Here is a 17,682-nt window from a genome sequence, read left to right on the forward strand (position 1 = left end):
TGGCACCCGGCGCCCGGGTCCGCACAGCGCCGCCCCGTCAGCCCAGGGCGGCGACGAGCTCCGTGGCCTGCCGGATCGCCCGCTTGGCGTCCAGCTCGGCCGCCACGTCGGCCCCTCCGATGAGGTGCACCGGGACGGCGCCGGTGTCGTGCCCGTGCTCGAGCAGCGCGTCGTGCAGCCTCCGCAGCGGCTCCTGGCCCGTGCACAGCACCACGGTGTCGACCGGCAGCACCTGCTCGACCGGTTCCGTGCCGTCGGGCCCCGGCACGGTGAGGTGCAGTCCGTCGTCGTCGATCCGCCGGTACGTCACCCCGCTGAGGGTGCGGACGCCACCGGCCCGGAGCGAGACCCGGTGGATCCAGCCGGTCGTGCGGCCCAGGCCCGCCCCGAGCTTGCCGGGGGAGCGCTGCAGCAGCGTCACGTCGCGCACCGGGCGCGGCGGCGCGGGCGCGGCCAGGCCGCCGCGGGCGGCGAGCGTGGTGTCCACGCCCCAGGACCGGTAGAAGTCGGCCCCGGTGCCGGGGGAGTGCAGGAGGAACTCGGCGACGTCGAAGCCGATGCCCCCGGCGCCGAGGACCGCGACCCGGCGGCCCACGGGCGCCCCGTGCTGCAGGACGTCCCGGTAGCCCACGACCGACGGATGGTCCACCCCCTCGATCGCGGGCACGCGCGGCTCCACGCCCGTGGCGAGCACGAGCCGGTCGAAGCCGCACAGGTGCTCGGGCCCGGCCGCCGTCCCGAGCCGGACGTCCACGCCCAGCTCGGCGAGCCGCACGCCGTAGTAGCGCAGCGTCTCCGCGTACTCCTCCTTGCCGGGCACGCGCAGGGCCATCAGGAACTGTCCGCCGATCCGGTCCTCCGTCTCGAAGAGGGTGACGGCGTGCCCGGTCTCCGCGGCACGGACGGCGAAGGCCAGCCCGGCGGGGCCCGCGCCCACCACACCGATCCGCTCGGCCCGGCGGGTGGGGCCCAGGCGCAGCAGGGTCTCGTGGCCGGCCCGCGGATTGACCAGGCAGGACGCGGTCCGGCCCGCGAAGGTGTGGTCCAGGCACGCCTGGTTGCACGCGATGCACGTGTTGATCGTGTCCGCCCGGCCGCGCGCGGCCTTGGCCACGAAGTCCGGGTCCGCGAGCAGGGGCCGGGCGAGGGACACCATGTCGGCGTCCCCGTCCGCCAGGATCCGCTCCGCGGTCTCCGGGGTGCTGATCCGGTTCACGGCGACCAGCGGGATCCCGACCTCGCCCTTGAGCCGGCGGGTCACCCAGGAGAAGCCGCCGCGGGGGACGACCGTGGCGATGGTGGGAATGCGCGCCTCGTGCCAGCCGATGCCGGTGTTGAGCAGGGTCGCGCCGGCGGCCTCGACGGCCCGGGCCAGCGCCACGACCTCCTCGACCGTGGAGCCGCCCGGGACCAGGTCCAGCATCGAGAGCCGGTAGATCAGGATGAAGTCCGGGCCGGTGCGCTCGCGGACGCGGCGGACGATCTCGACGGGCAGGCGCATCCGGTGCGCGTAGCACCCGCCCCACTCGTCGGTGCGGTGGTTGGTCTCGGCGGCGACGAACTCGTTGATGAGGTAGCCCTCGGAGCCCATGATCTCCACCCCGTCGTAGCCGGCCTCCAGTGCCAGGGCCGCGGTGTGGGCGAAGTCCTCGATGGTCCGCTCGATCTCCTCGCCGGTGAGCTCGTGCGGGACCACCGGGCTGATGGGGGCGCGCAACGGGCTCGGGGCCACGGCGCCGGGCGTCCTGGCGTAGCGGCCGGCGTGCAGGATCTGCAGGGCGATCCTCCCGCCCTCGGCGTGCACGGCGTCCGTGACCGTGCGGTGCCGGGCCACCTCCTCGGGGGTGCGGAGCACGGCGCCGCCGGCGTGCGTGGCGCCCTCGGGGCTCGGCCCGATGCCGCCCGTGACGATGAGCCCGACGCCGCCGCGCACCCGCTCCGCGTAGAACTCCGCGAGGCGCTCGAACCCGCCGGGCAGCTCCTCGAGACCGGTGTGCATCGATCCCATGAGCACCCGGTTGGGCAGGGTGGTGGAGCCCAGGTCCAGGGGCGCGAGCAGGCGCGGATAGGGCACGGTCATGTGATACTCCTCGTCTCAGGTACTTGGGTCACCGTAGGCGAGGAGTGAGCCGCCTCACAAGCGCGGCGCGGGCTCAGAGCGCGGCCAGCAGGTCCTTCCAGGCCGAGCGCCACTGCGCGACGTCCTCGGCGGCGGCCAGCCCGGTGTGCACGAGGGCCACCGTGGCGCGATCGCTCCCCCTGTCGCCGATGGTCGCGGAGACCCTGGTCCCGTCGGCGAGACGCACGCGCCAGTAGCGCCACTTCTCGGTGGCGGCGGTCGTGGGCGGCTGCTGGAACGGGACGCCGCCGACCTCCGTGCGCTCCGCCATGAGCGCGGTCCACCGGGCGAGCGCCTCGTCCGGGGTGCCGGCCACCGTGCGGCTCGCGTTCGCCCCGAAGCTGCCGTCCCCGGCCTGCCCGGGCCGGCGGGCTCCCGTGTGCTGCTCGTAGGCCACCGCGACGGACTGCGCCCACCACTCGTGGTTCTCGACGACGCCTTCGAGCTGCTCCGCCGCGCGGCGGGCGATCTCGGGGTGGCTCATCGACCGGGCCCCGAGCGCGTCGAGCCGTGCCGTCCAGGTCTCCCACGGGACGCCGGTGGCCCGGGCGATCGCGGCCGTGCTGGTGCCGCGGGTGCTCATGTCCTCAGTCCGAGGTGGGCGGCTGGTAACCGCCCTCGGCCGGGTCCTGTCCGTCCCCGGTGATCTCGTGGGCGGGCGTGCCGGCCTCGCGCACGCCGGAGACCTGCTGCCCGGCGTTCGTCTGCCCGGTGGGCATCGGCTCGCGGGCCATGTCCTCGGCTGGCGTGTCGGCGGCCGTGCCGATGTCCTCGGCCAGGTGCGGGTCGTCGGGGAGCTGGCCGCCGGAGGCGGGAGTGGTGTCCATGGGTCCAGACAACCAGTGCTCCGGGCACCTGGCAAGGACCGTCCTGACGGGCGGGAACGCGTCGTGGCGATATCGCGCACAGCGAATGGACAGGGTGCTGACAGTGGGTGGGGGCCGTGCCATAGTGGTCGGAAGAGGCCTGCCGCTGCGGGCCGCCCACAGTTGTCGAGCTAGGCCGCCGCCCGGCGGCGGCCGGAAACCTGGAGACGAACCCATGGCCACTCCGAACCAGCGCACCGCCCCCTACACCGTGCCCGGTCTGTCCACCGAGAACGGGCACGAGGTCGCCCAGACGCTCCAGCAGCGCCTGCACGCCCTCAACGACCTGCAGCTCACGCTCAAGCACGCCCACTGGAACGTGGTGGGCCCCAACTTCATCTCGGTCCACGAGATGCTGGACCCGCAGATCGAGCTCGTGCGCGGCTTCGTCGACGAGCTCGCCGAGCGCATGGCGACCATGGGGGTGGGCCCGTCCGGGCTGCCCGGCGACCTCGTCCAGGCCCGCACCTGGGACGACTACTCGGTCCACCGCGCCACCGGCGTGGAGCACCTCGCCGCCCTCGACATCGTCTACAACGGCGTGATCGAGGACCACCGCGACGCGATCCAGAAGGTCGGCGAGCTCGACCCCGTCACGGAGGACGTGCTGATCGGCCAGGTCAAGGAGCTCGAGCTCTTCCAGTGGTTCATGCGCGCCCACCTCGAGAACAGCGGCGGCGACCTCCAGCATGGTGGCGCCCGCACGGAGCAGGGCGCGGCGGAGTCCGCCGCCCAGTAGTCCGCTCCGCCCCGTGGCAGCCCACGCCCGCCCCGGCCCCGCCGACCCCCGTGGTTCGCGGGGCCGGGGCACGTTCACGGCCATGACCTTCAACATCCGGCGTCCCCTGGAGAAGTACCGCCGGACGGCACCGGACGCGTGGTTCACCCGGGCTCCCGCGGTGCAGGCCGTGCTCCGGGCGCACCGGCCGGAGCTGGCCGCCCTCCAGGAGGTCCTCCCGCAGCAGCTGCACCTCCTGCAGCACGCCCTGGGGCCGCAGCACGTCCTCCTGGGTGAGGGGCGGGACGCCGGCGGCCGCGGCGAGCGGTGCCTGCTGGCCGTGGACACCGCCCGCTTCGGGATCGAGCGGTGGCAGCAGCGGTGGCTGTCCCCGCAGCCGGAGGTCCCGGGATCGAAGTGGCCGGGGGACCTCTTCCCCCGCACCCTGGTGCTGGCGGACCTCACGGACCGGCGCACAGGAGTGGCCTGGCGGGCGGTCGCCACCCACCTCGACCCGTGGCCGGAGCGCGGCCGGCTGCGCCAGCTGGCCGCGCTGCAGGGCCTGCTCCTCGGCTGGGACGGGCCCCTGCTGCTGCTCGGGGACATGAACGCGGCCGCCGGCCGGTCCCGCACCTGGGACGCCGCGCTCGCCGGTGGGCTGCGGGACACCCTCCCCGCGGACGCCGCGGGGACCTTCCCCAACTACCGGGAGCCCGGTGCCAGGACGCCGCGCCTGGACTGGATCCTCTACGGTGGCCGGGTCCGCGTGCTCGACTCCCGCGTCCTGGCCGAGCGTCCGCGCGGCGTGTGGGCCTCGGACCACTTCCCGGTGCTGGCCGAGCTCGAGCACGACGACGGCCCCGCCTCCTGAGGGCGGGGCCGCCGCGGACCGACCGGGGGCGCGGACCGGTCAGTACACGATGGAGAACACCCAGACGCCCAGGGTCATGGTCAGAAGGGTGATCAGGACGATCCCGACGAGGTTCAGCCACAGACCGCCCTTGATCATCTGCCCGATGGTCACGTAGCCGGAACCGAAGGCGATGGCGTTGGGCGGGGTGGCCACCGGCAGCATGAACGCGCACGTGGCGGCGAGGGCCACCGGGATGGCCAGCAGCATGGGGTCCAGTCCCAGGCCGAGGGCGACGCCCCCGGAGACCGGCAGGAACGTGGCGGCCGTGGCGGTGTTGCTGGTCAGTTCCGTGAGGAAGAGGATCCCGGCGGCGAAGATCGCCACGACCAGGACGACCGGCACCGCGCCCAGCGCCGCGGCGCCCTGCCCGATCCAGTCCGTCAGACCCGAGGAGGTGAACTGCGCGGACAGGGCCAGCCCGCCGCCGAAGAGCAGCAGGACGCCCCACGGCAGCTTCACCGCGGACTCCCAGTCCAGCAGCCGCACCCCCCGCCGGGCCCCGGCGGGGAGCAGGAACAGCAGCAGCCCCACGACCATGGCGATGCCGGCGTCGCTGATGGGCGGGGAGTCGAAGACGATGGGGACGAACACCCAGCTGAGCGCGGCCAGGGCGAAGATCGCGAGCACCAGCTTCTCACCGGTGGACATGGGGCCGAGCTTCTCCAGTTCCTGGTTGATGAGTCTCCTGCCGCCGGGGATCTCGTCGATCTCGGGCCTGAACAGGACCTTGGTGAGCAGGAACCAGGCGATGACCAGCATCACGGCGGACAGCGGCACGCCCACGAGCATCCACTGGCCGAAGCCGACCTCGATGCCGTGCGCCTCCTGGAGGTAGCCGACCATCAGGGTGTTGGGCGGGGTGCCGATGATGGTGCTGAGGGAACCGATCGAGGCGGCGTAGGCGATGCCGAGCATGAGCGCGGTGCCGAAGTTGGAGGCGATGACGGCCTCCTTCACCTCCGCGCTCTGCGGGTCGGCCCCCTCCAGGTCGGCGTCCTCCAGGCCTCCGCCGTCCGCGCCCCCGGAGGCCGCACCGGAGTCCTCGAGCAGCCTGGGCAGCAGCAGCAGCACGGACACGCCGATGGGCAGCATCATCACGGCGGTGGCCGTGTTGGAGACCCACATGCTGAGGAACGCGGTGGCCAGCATGAACCCGGCCACCATCTGGGCCGGCTTGGTGCCCATCACGCGCACGGTGCGCAGGGCGATCCGGCGGTGCAGGTTCCAGCGCTGCATCGCCAGGGCCAGGAGGAACCCGCCCATGAACAGGAAGATGATGTTGCTGCCGTAGGAGGCGCCGACGTCGTCCACGGTCACGTCCTCCCCGAGCACGGGGAAGATGATCAGCGGGAGCAGGGCGGTGGCCGGGATCGGGATGGCCTCCGTCATCCACCACACGCCCATCAGGACGGCGGTGGCGGCGGTGAGCTTGGCGGGGTGGGCCAGGTCCGCGGGCATGGCGACGTAGACCAGCAGGGCCAGGACCAGACCCACGACGAGCCCGGCCCACTTGATCCGGTGCGTCTTGGCGTGCTCCGGGGGTGCCTGCTCCCCGGGGGAGCGGTGGTCGGCGTCCCCCGCACCGCTCGACCGGGGGCTGCGCTGCTCCGAGGGGGCTCCGGGGACGGACGGTCTGCTGGCCATGTCTGCTCCAACTCCATTCGCGGCGGCGGGTCCGGGTGCCCACAGTCTAGGCGCGGAGCCGTCCACACGGTGACCCCTGACACCCTGCCGAGCCGCCCGGCCGGGCCGTCCGGCCGGGCCGTCCGGCCGGGCCGGACAGGTGCCCGGAGCCGGCTGATAAGGTCGGAATCGACCCTCCGGCCCGAGGAGCACGATGCGCCACGACGCCCGTCGCCGATCCGGGAACGGAGCCGTCCACGACCGGACGGCCGTCGGGTCACCGACCGTCCGCCGCGCCCGTCCGCGCGGAGGCTCCCCGTGATCGGGCCGGTCCTCGACGGAGTCGCCGTGGTGCTCGGCGCCAACCTCCTGCTCTGCCTGGTCCGGGTCCTGCGCGGACCGACCGGCCGCGACCGCCTCCTGGGCGTCCTCCTCACGGGCACCACGGGGGCCGGGCTCCTCGCCGTCCTGTCCGTGCGCACGGGCGTGCCGGCCCTGCGCGACGCCGCCCTGGTCATGATGTCGCTGGCCGCGGTGGTGGCGGTGTCCCGACTGCGGGCGGAGGCGGAGGAGCCGTGACCGCGGACCTGGCCCTGGAGCTGCTCTCGACCGTCCTCGTCGTGGCCGGCACGGCCTTCTTCACCATCGGCACCGTCGGTCTGCTGCGGCTGCCGGACCTGCGCACCCGGCTGCACGCGCTCACGAAGGCCGACAACCTCGGCCTGGGACTGCTGATCGCCGGACTGGCCGTCCAGGCGGGCTCGGTGGGCGCCGCCGCGAAGCTGCTCGTGATCTGGTCGCTGGCCATGCTCGCCTCTCCGGTGGTCGCCTCCCTGCTGGCCCGGCGCGAAGGGCTGCGCGCCGCGGGGGAGACCGCGGGCGGGCCGGCCGAGGAGGCCGTCGATGGGTGACGAGCCGCTCCGAGCCCTGGACGTCCTGCTGGGTCTCGCCGTGCTCACCGGGGCGGTCGCCGCGGTGACGCCGCGGCACCGGATGGGCGGCACCGTGTCCTTCCTGGTCCTCGGGGTGCTCCTGGTCGTGCTGTGGACCCGGCTCGGCGCCCCGGACGTCGCCCTGGCCGAGGCCGCGATCGGCACGGGGGTGACCGGGGCGCTGTTCGTGGACACGGTGACGCGCGGGCGCGACGCCCCGGAGGAGGAGCACACGGTCTCCCGGGGGTCCGCGGCGACCGCCGTGCTCGGGGTGCTCGCCGGTGTGCTCCTCGGGGCCGGTCTGGCGGTGGCGCTCGTGCGGGCCGCCCGGAGCGGGCGCACGGGTCTCACCGAGCAGGTGCTCGGGCGGACGGGCGAGTCGGGGGTCGACCACCCCGTGACGGCGGTGCTGCTGAACTTCCGCTCCTACGACACGCTCCTGGAGATCGCCGTGCTGTTCGTCGCGGTCCTGGCCGTCGCCGTGACCCTGCGGACCGGACCCGGGGGCCCCGTCGCAGCGGCCGTCCCGCCCCGCCCCGTCGCCGCGGCCGGGCGGCCGGACACCCTCGTCTGGTTCTGCCGGGTGATCTCCCCGGTGCTGCTGCTGATCGCGGCGTGGGTGCTCTTCGCCGGGTCGGACCGGCCGGGCGGCGCGTTCCAGGCGGGCGCCGTGCTGGCCGGTGCCCTGATCCTCATGAACACGGCCGGACTGGGGCCGTCGCCGCGGCACGGTGGGCTGCTGCGCGCGGCCCTGGTGGTCGGACCCCTGGCCTTCCTCGCCGCGGCGGCCTGGGGGCCGGCGACGGGCAGCGCGTGGCTCACCCTGGACCCGGCGTGGGCCGGGCGGGTGATCGTGGCCGTGGAGACGACGCTCGCCCTGAGCATCGGGACGGCGCTGACCGTGGTCTTCCTCGCGCTGGGCCGGGAACGGACGGACACCCCGTGAGCGTCCTCGAGTGGTACCTGTGCGTCGCCGCGGCCCTGACCGTCCTGGGGTCCGTGCGCCTGCTGCTGGCACGCGATCCGCTCGTGCGCCTCATCTGCCTCAACGTGGCCGGCAGCGGGGCCCTGCTGTCCCTGGTGGCCCTGGCCGCGCGCTCGGACCCACCCGACCCCGTGCCGCACGCCCTGGTCCTCACGGGCATCGTGATCACCGTGGCGTTCACGGGGGTGGGACTGGTCCTGCTGCGGCGCACCGAGGAGATCCCGCCGGACCCCGGGGAGCCGGCCGGGGAGGAGAGCGGTCGATGAACGACTCCTCCGCGCTGCTCGGCCTGGTGGTCCTCGCCCCGCTGGCCCTGGCCGTGCTCACCACCGTCCTGCCGGACCGGTGGCTGCCCCCGGTGGGCCTCATGGGCGCCGCCGCCGTGGCCGCGGCGACCCTGGCGCTCGTGGTGCGCGTGGCCGGCTCGGGCACGGCGGGTCACGACCTCGCCGGGTGGGGCTCCCCCCTGGGCATCGTCCTGCACGCCGACGGGCTCAGCGCCGTCTTCCTCCTGATGACCGCGCTCGTGGGCGCGGGGGTGACCGTGTACGCGGCCTCCGACCGCGCGGCCACCGGGGACGACGCCCGCTTCTGGCCCCTGTGGTTCGCCACCTGGGCGGGCCTCGACGCGGTCTACGTCGCGGGGGACCTCTTCAACACGTACGTGGCCCTCGAGGTCGTGGGGATCGCCGCCGTGGGGCTCGTGGCCCTGGGCGGGCGGCAGGCGTGGGGCCCGGCCCTGCGCTACCTGCTGGTCACGGTGCTGGGCTCCACGCTGCTCCTGGTGGTGGTCGCCCTCGTGTACGCGCAGGCCGGGACCCTGGACCTCCTCGCGACCGGCGACCGGCTGGCGGAGGCCGAGTGGGACAACCGCTGGGCCGCGGTGCTCCTCGTCGCCGGGCTGGGCCTCAAAGCAGCCCTCGTGCCGATGCACGCGTGGCTGCCGCCCGCGCACGGGTCCGCCCCGACCGCCGTGAGCGCGATCCTCTCCGGGCTGGTGGTCAAGGCGGCGTTCTTCGTGCTGCTGCGCATGTGGTTCTGGGTCCTGGGTCCCGAGCCCACGGTGGCGGTGCTGCTCGGCCTGCTCGGCTCCCTCGCCGTGCTCTGGGGCGGGACGATGGCCCTGGCCCAGCAGCGGCTCAAGCAGGTCGTGGCCTACTCCACCGTGGTGCAGATGGGCTACCTCTTCCTGATCTTCCCGCTCTCCGCGGCCTCCACGCACGATCCGGAGGCCCTGCGGGCGCTGTGGGGCGGGGTCGCGGCGCTGGCCGTGGGCCACGGCTTCGCGAAGGCCTCGCTGTTCCTCTCGGCCGGAACGCTCAAGAGCGTCTACGGCACCGACTCGCTGCCGGCCCTGGCGCGCGTCGTGCGGCCGCTGCCCTCCGTGGTCATGGCGATGGGCGTCGCCTCGGTGACACTGGCCGGCCTGCCGCCGAGCCTCGGCTTCGCCGGCAAGTGGCAGCTCGTCCTGGTGTCCGTGGGCAGCGGCCAGTGGGGCTGGGCCGGGGTGGTGGTCGGCGGAGGGCTGCTCTCCGCCGCGTACCTGCTCAAGCCCCTGACGGTGATGCTGCGCGAGCCGCGGGGCGGGACGCTCCCGCTGCCCGCGTCCCGCCCGGCGTCCCTGCCGGTCCGCTGGGTTCCGCTCGTGCTGGCGCTGGTCCCGCTGCTGGCCGGTCTCGGCGGCCCGGTCCTCACCGAGCTCGTGAGCTCGGGGGCGCCACCGGGGGGTGGCCGATGACCGCCGGCGGCTTCGCCTCCACCGGGCCCAGCGTGGTCCCGCTGGTCATGGTGCTCATCTCCCTGGTCCCCGGGACCGTCATCTTCCTCCTCCGCGAGGACCAGGTCCGGTCGCGCTCGGCGCTGAACCTGGCCGCCGCCGTGGCCAAGCTGGGGCTGGTGGCCGCGCTCGTGCCGGTCGTGGTCGCCGGAGCCCGGCCGGAGTGGCGCACGCCCCTGTTCCCCGGGATCGACCTCGTCCTCCGGGCGGAACCGCTGTCCCTGCTGTTCGCCGGCCTCTCCGCGGTCCTGTGGCTGCTCACCACCGTCTACGCCATCGGCTACCTCGAGCAGTACTCCCACCGGAGCCGGTTCTTCGGGTTCTTCAGCCTGTGCGTGGCCGCGACGGTGGGGATCTCCTTCTCGGGCAACCTCGTGACCTTCCTGGTCTTCTTCGAGCTGCTCACCATCACCACCTATCCGCTCGTGGCCCACTGGGGGACCGCGGAGGCGGTCCGGGCCGCGCGGCTGTACCTCTTCTACACGCTGTCCGGTGGGCTCAGCCTGCTGGCCGGGGTGGCGCTGCTGACCGTCCACGCCGGGGCGGTGGACTTCGCGGAGGGAGGCGCCGCCGCGGTCCGGGAGTTCGCCGAGCAGGACCCGGCCGGCGCCGCGCTCGCGTTCGTGCTCATGGTGGCCGGGCTCGGGGTCAAGGCCGCCCTGTTCCCGCTGCACGGCTGGCTGCCACGGGCCATGGTGGCGCCGGCCCCGGTCAGCGCCCTGCTGCACGCCGTGGCCGTGGTCAAGGCGGGGGTCTTCGGGATCGTCCGGGTGGTCGACGACGTCTACGGCGTGGACCTGGCCCATGCTCTGGGGGTCCTCGGCCCGCTGCTGGCCCTGGCCGCCTTCACGGTGCTCTTCGGCTCGGTCCTCGCCCTGCGGCAGCAGGACCTCAAACGACGCCTGGCCTACTCGACCGTGAGCCAGGTGTCCTACGTGACCATGGGCATCGCCGTGTTCAGCGAGGCCGCGACCGCGGGAGGGCTGGTCCACCTGGTCCACCAGGGGCTGATGAAGATCACCCTCTTCTTCTGCGCCGGGATCTTCGCGGAGGTCCTCGGCGTGAAGACCGTGTCCGGGCTGGCCGGGGTGGGGCGCCGGATGCCGCTGACCGCGGCCGCCTTCACGGTGGGCGCGTTCGGGATGATCGGGCTCCCGCCGGTCGCGGGCTTCGTCTCCAAGTGGCAGCTCGGCCGGGGCGCCCTGGACGCGGGTCACCCCGAGATCGTCGGGGTCCTGCTGCTCAGTGCCCTGCTCAACGCCGCCTACTTCCTGCCGGCCGTCTACGCCCTCTGGTTCCAGGAGCCGGAGGGCGGGGGAAGCGACGGGGCCGCGCCTCCGGCGCGCGGCCGCGGCGGTCCCCTGCGGGAGGCACCGGGCGCTCTGCTCGTGCCCGTCCTGACGACGGCGGCCCTGTCGCTCGCCGCGGGCGTGCTCGCGGGCGTCCCGTACTCGCCCCTGTGGATGTCCCTGCTCATCGCGGAAGGAGCGTACCCGGGATGACCGCCGCGCTGTGGTCCCTCGCCCTGCTCTATCCGCTCGGGCTCGTCGCGGCCCTGGCCGTGAGCGGGCTCGCCGCCCCGGAGCGTGCCGACCGGACCCGCCGGCGCCTGATCCGCTGCGCCCCGCCGGCGGTGGTCCCGTTCGTGCTCCTGACGCTGCTGCCGCCGGACGGGCCCGCCGGGCGCCCGTCGCTCGAGGCGCCCTGGATGCTGTTCGGGGTGTCCTGGGAGCTGGACCCGGTGGCACGGCCCTTGGTGCTCACGGGTGCGCTGCTCTACGGGGCGGCGCTCGCCGCGACCACGTGGCCGCGGCCCTCACCGGCGGACGGGATCGGCTCCGCCGGGCTGACGGGATTCCTGCTCGTGAGCCTGGTCGGGAACATGGGCGTCTACGCGGCCGCGGACGCCGTGTCCTTCTACCTGTGCTTCGCGCTCATGAGCTTCGCTGCCTACGGGCTGGTCGTGCACCACGGCACCCGGGAGGCGCGGCGCGCGGGACGCGTCTACCTGGTGCTGACCGTGCTGAGCGAGTCCGCGATCCTCGGTGCCCTGCTGCTCGTCGTCTCCGCGGGCGGGACGCGCCTCGCAGAGGCCCCCGCGGCGGTGGCCGGGTCCGAGCACCTGCACTGGATCGTGGGTCTGCTGCTCGCGGGCTTCGGCGTGAAGGCCGGCACCCTCCCGCTGCACGTGTGGCTGCCCCTCGCCCACCCGGCCGCCCCGCCGGCGGCCAGCGCCGTGCTCTCGGGCGCCATGGTCAAGGCCGGTCTGGTGGGCTGGCTCCGGTTCCTGCCCCTCGGCGAGGTCGCCCTCGAGCGCTGGGGCACGGCCCTGGTGGTGCTCGCCCTGCTCGGCGCGTTCCTCGCCGTGCCCGCGGGGGACCTGCAGGAGAACCCGAAGGTCGTGCTCGCGTACTCCACGATCAGCCAGATGGGGTTCCTCGCCGCCGTGGTCGGGGTGGCACTGGCGGTCCCGGAGCTGGCCGAGGCGTGCATCGGGGCCGCGGTGGTGTACAGCGTGCACCACGGCTTCGCCAAGGGCGCCCTGTTCCTGGGGGTGCCGGTGTGGAAGCACTTCGGGGCCGCCCGCACCGCCCCGCTGGCCGCGCTGGGGCTGTGCGGGGCCGGCCTGGCCGTCGCCGGGGCGCCGTTCAGCTCGGGGGCGGTGGGCAAGTACGCCGCCAAGAACGCCGTCGAGGGCGTCACCGTCGCGGGCCTGGACCTCACGCAGCTCCTGCCGCTCGTGGCCACGGGCTCCACCCTGCTGCTGCTGCGCTTCGGGCTGCTCCTGGCGCGGGCCGAGCGCGGGCCGCAGCACCGGCCGGACGCCGAGCTGTGGGCGTGGCTGCTCGTCGTGCTGACCGGGATCACGGTGCCGTGGACCCTCACCCGGCAGTGGGTGCCGGTCGCGGCCTTCCCGGGGATCGAGCCCGTCACCCTCTGGGACGCCTCGTGGCCGATCCTGCTCGGCCTGGCGATCGGGGGTGCGTGGTGGCGGCTGTCGGCCCGGGACGCCGTCCCCGGGTGGGCGGCGCACCCCGACGGACGCGCAGTGCCCCCCGGGGACCTGCTCGTCCCGGAGGAGCGCGTGCTGCGGCGGATCGGCCGGTCGGCCGCCCGCGCCGAGCAGGCCGCCGCCCGGACCGGGGCCGTGGTGCGGGCTGCCGCCCGCCGGATCCGGCCGGGGCCCCGGAGGGTCGCCGCCGTCGGGTCGGCGGTGCGCGCGGTGCACTCGTGGTCCGGCAGCGGAGTGGCGCTGCTCCTGCTGGTGACCGGCACGGCCGTGGCCCTGGCGGTGGTCCCGTGAGGTGGGCCGGGGCGCTGGTGTTCCGCGGGGCGCTGCTCGGCCTGCTGTGGTGGGTGCTCACCGAGGGCGATCCGCCCGGCTGGTACTACGGGGTGGTGGCCGGCGGGGCGGCGCTCGTGCTCAGCCTGCGGCTCTCCCCGCCGGCGGCACCGGGAGGTCGCTACGTCTCCCGGGCCGGGCACACGGTCCGGCTGGTGCTCTGGTTCCTCGTCCACTCCGTGCTGGGCGGCATCGACGTCAGCCGCCGCATCCTGGCCCGGCGCGTGGACGTGGTCCCCGAGGTGCAGCGCCACCCCCTTCTCCTGGAACCGGGGCACCAGCGGCAGATCGCCCTGGCCATGGTGAGCCTGATGCCCGGAACGCTCATGGTGTCCATGGAGGAGGACACCGCGCTGATCCACGTCCTGGACTCCCGGATCCGGGTCGCCGAGAACTGGGACGCGCTGCAGCGCAGGATCGCGGCGGCCGCCGGGGCACCCCTCCGGGAGGACGGCGCGCCTCGACACGACGGGCATCCGGTACCTCCCGCTGATCCGAGGGGTGACCCGCTGTGATCTCGGTCGACCGGACCGCAGGACCGCCCGCACCCCGCCCCTGGCACCACCTGCCCGTCCCGGTGGCCCTCGAGGAGCTGGCGACGGGCCGGGAGGGTCTCCCGGAGACGGCGGCGGAGGCCCGGCGGGAGGTGTGGGGCACCAACGGGCTGACCTTCTCGGAGCCCGCTCCGGGCCGGAAGGTCCTCCTGCACCAGTTCGCCGGTCCCTGGTCGTGTTCCTGCTCGTGTGCGCCGTCGTCACGGCCGTGCAGCGGCACGGGGTGGACACCGTGGCCATCCCCGCCGCAGTGGTCCTCAACGCGGTGATCGGCTTCGCACCCGGGTCCTGCGCCGGTCGGTGCGCGGGATCCCCTTCCCGGGCAACAAGCTCCTCCTGGGGGCCACGCTGCCCGCCCTCGTGCTCCACCTCGCCGTCACGAGCTGACCGGTCAGCTCGTCCGTCATGGGCCCCACCCCGCTGACGCCCCTCGAGCGGATCGCCTGCACAGGACGGGGCGCCGTCCGCGTGCACTCGTCGACCGCCTCGACGTCCTCGGCCGTGGACCCGGAGCCGTCGTGAAGCGTGACACCCAGCCGCAGGCGGACGGTCCGGGAGAGGTGGTCCTCGCTGACCTCCCAGGACTCGGCGGGGACGGGCTGCATCTCGAGGTGGTTGTCGGTGTCGACGTCTCGCGCGCCCACGGGTCCACGCCCTCGCCCGCCCAGCCGGTGCAGGGGGCTCGGCGCACGGCGCTCCCCACGGCGACGATCCGTGCTCCGCGTGCCATCCGCCGCCTCCCGGTGGTAGTAATGAGCCGTCCGCCCGGGAGGACCCCGGCAGGTGCGCCGCTCGGCCGTCCTGCCGGGGCGGGGACGTCCACCCCGGTTCGCGCGGGACAGCCATCGACAACGAACGGGTCGTCACGGACGTGACGGCCAGGAGGTGCCCGTGACCTACACCGTGATCGCCCGGAGTGCGGACTCCCGCCTGCTCGGCGCCGCCACGGCGAGCTGCTCGCTCGCCGTGGGCAACGCCGTGCCGGCCCTCGTGCCCACCGCCGGGGTGGTGGCCTCGCAGGCGTGGACCAACCGGCGGCTGCGCTTCGAGATGCTCCGCACCCTGCACCACGGGGGCACGGCCGAGGAGGCGATCGCCGCCCTGACCGACGCCGACCCCGACCTGGCGCTGCGCCAGGTGGCGGTGCTGCCCGTGGCGGGGCCCGGCGCGCACCTCACCGGCAGCCTGTGCACGCCCTGGGCGGGGGGCGTGTCCGGGGCCGACTTCGTGGTGATCGGCAACTACCTGGCCGGCCCGGAGGTCGTCGAGGCGATGCGCGCCGCGATGGACGAGGCGCTCGCGGGGCCCGGTCCGACCAGCACCGGGATGGCCGGTGCACTCCTGGCCTGCCTGCGGGCGGGCCAGGACGCGGGCGGGGACAGCCGGGGGCAGCAGAGCGCCGCGGTGCTCGTGTCCGACACGCTCGCCGGCTTCCAGTACCCCGTGCTGCTCGACGTCGACCTGCGCGCCGACAACTCGCCCACCCCGCTGGACGACCTGGAGGAGATGCTCGGGCTGAAGGGCAGGTCCCACCCGGCGCCGGCCGAGGTGGTGCCCAGCACGGAGGTCCCGCACCGTCCCGAGGACGAGGGGCTCTGGTCGACGGTCCTGTCCTGACCGGCCGCGGGTGGGCCGTCCCTGCCGTGGTGGCCTACCCTCGGTCCATGACCTCTCGTCGTGTCTCCCCGCCGGTGCGCCGCGGCCCCGCAGCGGGCCTGGCCGCGGTCCTCCTGGCGGGAGCGACGGTCCTCGCCGGCTGCTCCCCGGCGCCGTCCGATCCGCCGGGGACCGCCCCGGACGGGGCCGGGGCGTCGTCGTCGGACCCGTCGGCGTCGGACCCGGCTCCGGACCGGCTGGAGGTGGTGGTCACCGGCGACGTCCTGCTCCACCCGGGGCTGTGGGCGCAGGCCGAGGCGGACGGTGACGGGGAGCTGGACTTCGGCCCGCTCGTGGAGGGGCTGCGCCCGTTCACGGAGAGCGCCGGCCTCGCCGTCTGCGACATGGAGACCCCGCTCGCCGCGCCCGAGGGCCCCTTCTCCGGGTACCCCTCGTTCGAGGTGCCGCCGCAGATCGTCCCGGCGCTGGCGGACATCGGCTACGACGCGTGCACCACGGCCACGAACCACGCCGTCGACGCCGGCCCGGAGGGCCTCGAGCGGACCCTCGACGCCCTGGCGGACGCCGGGATCGCCACCACCGGCACGTACCGCACCGCGCAGGACGCGCGGGAGCCGCTGGTCCTCGACGCGGACGGCGTGCGCGTGGGGCTGGTGGCCGGCACCTACGGGCTCAACGGCAACGTCCCGGACGCCCCGTGGCGCGTCGACCTGCTGGACGTGCCCGAGATGATCGACAAGGCGCGCCGGGCCCGGGAGGCGGGGGCGGAGATCGTGCTGGCCGCGGTGCACGCCGGGGAGGAGTACTCCTCGGCGCCCGACCGGCAGCAGCTCGAGGTCACGCACGCGCTCGCCGACAGCGGGGAGTTCGACTTCGTCTACGGCCACCACACGCACTCGGTGCTGCCGATCGAGAAGCACGGGGACACCTGGATCGTGCACGGGCTGGGCAACAGCCTCTCGGAGCACGCCACCCGGGTGCCGGTCAACAACGAGGGCCTGACGGTCAGCATGTCCTTCGCGCGCGAGGACGGGCAGTGGGTCGCGGGCGACCCGGTGTGGACCCCGCACATCCTCACCCTGGACCCGATCCGGTGGTGCGCGCTGCCGGCCGAGGACGTCTGCCGCTCCCCGGAGGAGGACGCCGCGTCCCTGGCGCGCACCGCGCGGACCGTGGGGTCGATGGGCGCGGAGGCCGACGGCGCCCGCCCGTGGCGCCCGCTCACCCTCGGCCCCGCAGGGCCGCAGGGCCCCGCAGGCCTGCAGGACCCTGCAGGACCGTAGCGCTCAGTCCTGTTCCAGGGTGACGAGCGCCTGCACCGGGGCGTGGTCGCTGGGGTGGCCCCCGGCGAAGCGGGCGGTGTTGATCGCGGCGCGGCGCACCTGGACGTCGGGGCCGGCCAGCACCCAGTCGATGCGCTCCTCGCCCTCGACGGCCTCCCCGTAGTCCGGGAACGTGCCCCACTCGGGGGTGAGACGTTCCTCGGCGGCCGTCCAGGTGTCGGCGAGCAGCCCGGAGCCCACGAGCGTCGCGTAGGCCCCGGAGCCGCCGGCCTCCGCGTTGAAGTCCCCGGTGACCACCGTGGGGGTGTGCGGGTGGAAGCTGTGCACGAGGTCGACCAGGGCCTCCGCGCTGCGGTCCCGGGCGTCCTCGGAGTCGTGGTCGAAGTGGGTGTTGACGAGCACGAGCTCGGTGCCGGTGCCGCGGTCCAGGAAACGGCCCCAGGTGACGATGCGCGGGATGTCGTTGCCCCACGTGGTGGAGCCGATGAGCTCCGGGGTGCCGGAGAGCCAGAGCTGGTCCCACTCCAGCAGATCCAGGCGCCGGGCGTCGTAGAAGATCGCGGAGTACTCGCCCTTGCTGCCCCCGGCGCGTCCGTAGCCGACCATCCGGTAGCCGGCGGGCAGCGCCTGCTCCACCACCGGCAGCTGGTGGTAGAGGGCCTCCTGCACCCCGAGGAGCGTGGGCTGCTCGAGCTGCAGCAGCCGCGCCAGCCGGGGCGCGCGGTCGGGCCAGTGGTCCGGGTTCCCGGCGTGCGTGCCGCTGTGGTGGAAGCGGATGTTGTAGCTCATCACGTGCAGGGCGCGGCCCGTGGCGGGTCCGATGAGCGGCACCGCGGGGTCGGCCACGCCGGCGGTCGCAGAACGGTCGAGAAGGACGGTGTCTGGTGACATCACTGCTCCAGGGTGGGGGAGGGTGGGGGCGTCGTCGTCCCATGGTGGACCGGGCGGCCCG

General features: G+C 74.8%; 19 protein-coding genes. 13 read left to right on the forward strand and 6 right to left on the reverse strand.

The features are described 5' to 3' along the window. Window positions 1–37 precede the first annotated feature (37 nt). The 3 genes from ACFYE3_RS12565 to ACFYE3_RS12575 form a co-directional block, all read right to left on the reverse strand. Window positions 38–2,080: an oxidoreductase gene (locus tag ACFYE3_RS12565; protein WP_387609627.1), complete on the reverse strand. Its 2,043-nt coding sequence runs from the start codon at window positions 2,078–2,080 to the stop codon at window positions 38–40. Between the two features lie 73 nt (window positions 2,081–2,153). Then, the gene (locus ACFYE3_RS12570; RefSeq protein WP_387609630.1) at window positions 2,154–2,702 is read right to left on the reverse strand and encodes a hypothetical protein; all 549 of its coding nucleotides are present in this window, start codon (window positions 2,700–2,702) and stop codon (window positions 2,154–2,156) included. A gap of 4 nt (window positions 2,703–2,706) precedes the next feature. Continuing rightward, window positions 2,707–2,946: a hypothetical protein gene (locus tag ACFYE3_RS12575; protein ID WP_387609633.1), complete on the reverse strand. Its 240-nt coding sequence runs from the start codon at window positions 2,944–2,946 to the stop codon at window positions 2,707–2,709. Window positions 2,947–3,160: 214 nt separating this feature from the next. On the opposite strand from ACFYE3_RS12575, the gene ACFYE3_RS12580 reads away from it, so the two are divergent. Both ACFYE3_RS12580 and ACFYE3_RS12585 read left to right on the forward strand, forming a co-directional pair. Further along, window positions 3,161–3,724, forward strand: coding sequence for a Dps family protein (locus ACFYE3_RS12580; RefSeq protein ID WP_368822861.1), 564 nt, complete (start codon window positions 3,161–3,163; stop codon window positions 3,722–3,724). A 13-nt stretch (window positions 3,725–3,737) separates the two neighbouring features. After that, window positions 3,738–4,574, forward strand: a complete 837-nt coding sequence (locus tag ACFYE3_RS12585; RefSeq protein WP_387609636.1) for an endonuclease/exonuclease/phosphatase family protein — start codon at window positions 3,738–3,740, stop codon at window positions 4,572–4,574. A gap of 39 nt (window positions 4,575–4,613) precedes the next feature. On the opposite strand, the gene ACFYE3_RS12590 is transcribed toward ACFYE3_RS12585, so the two are convergent. After that, a complete protein-coding gene (locus ACFYE3_RS12590) occupies window positions 4,614–6,260 on the reverse strand; it encodes an SLC13 family permease (RefSeq protein WP_387609639.1) in 1,647 nt (548 codons plus the stop codon). Between the two features lie 297 nt (window positions 6,261–6,557). Here ACFYE3_RS12590 and ACFYE3_RS12595 point away from each other — a divergent pair, with 297 nt between their 5' ends. The 9 genes from ACFYE3_RS12595 to ACFYE3_RS12635 are packed head-to-tail and all read left to right on the forward strand — an operon-like array spanning window position 6,558 to window position 14,099. Then, complete coding sequence (locus ACFYE3_RS12595) at window positions 6,558–6,818, forward strand: monovalent cation/H+ antiporter complex subunit F (RefSeq protein WP_387609642.1); 261 nt, start codon at window positions 6,558–6,560, stop codon at window positions 6,816–6,818. Further along, entirely contained in the window at window positions 6,815–7,150 is a 336-nt protein-coding gene (locus ACFYE3_RS12600; RefSeq protein WP_387609644.1) for a cation:proton antiporter, read from the forward strand. Before ACFYE3_RS12595 ends, ACFYE3_RS12600 begins: the two co-directional genes overlap by 4 nt. After that, window positions 7,143–8,117: a hydrogenase subunit MbhD domain-containing protein gene (locus ACFYE3_RS12605; protein ID WP_387609647.1), complete on the forward strand. Its 975-nt coding sequence runs from the start codon at window positions 7,143–7,145 to the stop codon at window positions 8,115–8,117. The genes ACFYE3_RS12600 and ACFYE3_RS12605 overlap by 8 nt, the downstream gene beginning before the upstream one ends. After that, entirely contained in the window at window positions 8,114–8,422 is a 309-nt protein-coding gene (locus tag ACFYE3_RS12610) for an NADH-quinone oxidoreductase subunit K (protein ID WP_387609650.1), read from the forward strand. The genes ACFYE3_RS12605 and ACFYE3_RS12610 overlap by 4 nt, the downstream gene beginning before the upstream one ends. Continuing rightward, window positions 8,419–9,894 carry a complex I subunit 5 family protein gene (locus ACFYE3_RS12615; RefSeq protein ID WP_387609653.1) on the forward strand — a complete coding sequence of 492 codons (1,476 nt, stop codon included), beginning with the start codon at window positions 8,419–8,421 and terminating at the stop codon, window positions 9,892–9,894. The genes ACFYE3_RS12610 and ACFYE3_RS12615 overlap by 4 nt, the downstream gene beginning before the upstream one ends. Further along, window positions 9,891–11,435 (forward strand): complex I subunit 5 family protein, encoded by a 1,545-nt coding sequence (locus tag ACFYE3_RS12620; RefSeq protein WP_387609656.1) that lies wholly within the window; start codon window positions 9,891–9,893, stop codon window positions 11,433–11,435. The genes ACFYE3_RS12615 and ACFYE3_RS12620 overlap by 4 nt, the downstream gene beginning before the upstream one ends. Beyond that, a complete protein-coding gene (locus ACFYE3_RS12625; RefSeq protein WP_387609658.1) occupies window positions 11,432–13,237 on the forward strand; it encodes a proton-conducting transporter transmembrane domain-containing protein in 1,806 nt (601 codons plus the stop codon). Before ACFYE3_RS12620 ends, ACFYE3_RS12625 begins: the two co-directional genes overlap by 4 nt. Next, a complete protein-coding gene (locus ACFYE3_RS12630) occupies window positions 13,234–13,791 on the forward strand; it encodes a Na+/H+ antiporter subunit E (protein ID WP_387609661.1) in 558 nt (185 codons plus the stop codon). Before ACFYE3_RS12625 ends, ACFYE3_RS12630 begins: the two co-directional genes overlap by 4 nt. Next, a complete protein-coding gene (locus ACFYE3_RS12635) occupies window positions 13,788–14,099 on the forward strand; it encodes a cation-transporting P-type ATPase (RefSeq protein WP_387609663.1) in 312 nt (103 codons plus the stop codon). Before ACFYE3_RS12630 ends, ACFYE3_RS12635 begins: the two co-directional genes overlap by 4 nt. Here the strand turns inward: ACFYE3_RS12635 and ACFYE3_RS12640 are convergent. Next, entirely contained in the window at window positions 14,088–14,474 is a 387-nt protein-coding gene (locus tag ACFYE3_RS12640) for an ABC transporter substrate-binding protein (RefSeq protein ID WP_387609666.1), read from the reverse strand. The two genes, ACFYE3_RS12635 and ACFYE3_RS12640, sit on opposite strands and share 12 nt — an antisense overlap. A 247-nt stretch (window positions 14,475–14,721) precedes the next feature. Here ACFYE3_RS12640 and ACFYE3_RS12645 point away from each other — a divergent pair, with 247 nt between their 5' ends. Together ACFYE3_RS12645 and ACFYE3_RS12650 are read left to right on the forward strand one after the other, a co-directional pair. Continuing rightward, window positions 14,722–15,447, forward strand: a complete 726-nt coding sequence (locus ACFYE3_RS12645) for a DUF1028 domain-containing protein (RefSeq protein WP_387609669.1) — start codon at window positions 14,722–14,724, stop codon at window positions 15,445–15,447. 47 nt (window positions 15,448–15,494) lie between these two features. After that, on the forward strand, window positions 15,495–16,730 hold the full coding sequence (locus ACFYE3_RS12650) for a CapA family protein (RefSeq protein WP_387609672.1): 1,236 nt from the start codon (window positions 15,495–15,497) through the stop codon (window positions 16,728–16,730). 3 nt (window positions 16,731–16,733) lie between these two features. On the opposite strand, the gene ACFYE3_RS12655 is transcribed toward ACFYE3_RS12650, so the two are convergent. Continuing rightward, window positions 16,734–17,621, reverse strand: coding sequence for an endonuclease/exonuclease/phosphatase family protein (locus ACFYE3_RS12655; RefSeq protein ID WP_387609674.1), 888 nt, complete (start codon window positions 17,619–17,621; stop codon window positions 16,734–16,736). Between the last annotated feature and the right edge of the window lie 61 nt (window positions 17,622–17,682).

Origin of the sequence: Kocuria arenosa, assembly GCF_042879215.1 — a bacterium.
GTDB classification, from domain to species: domain Bacteria; phylum Actinomycetota; class Actinomycetes; order Actinomycetales; family Micrococcaceae; genus Kocuria; species Kocuria arenosa.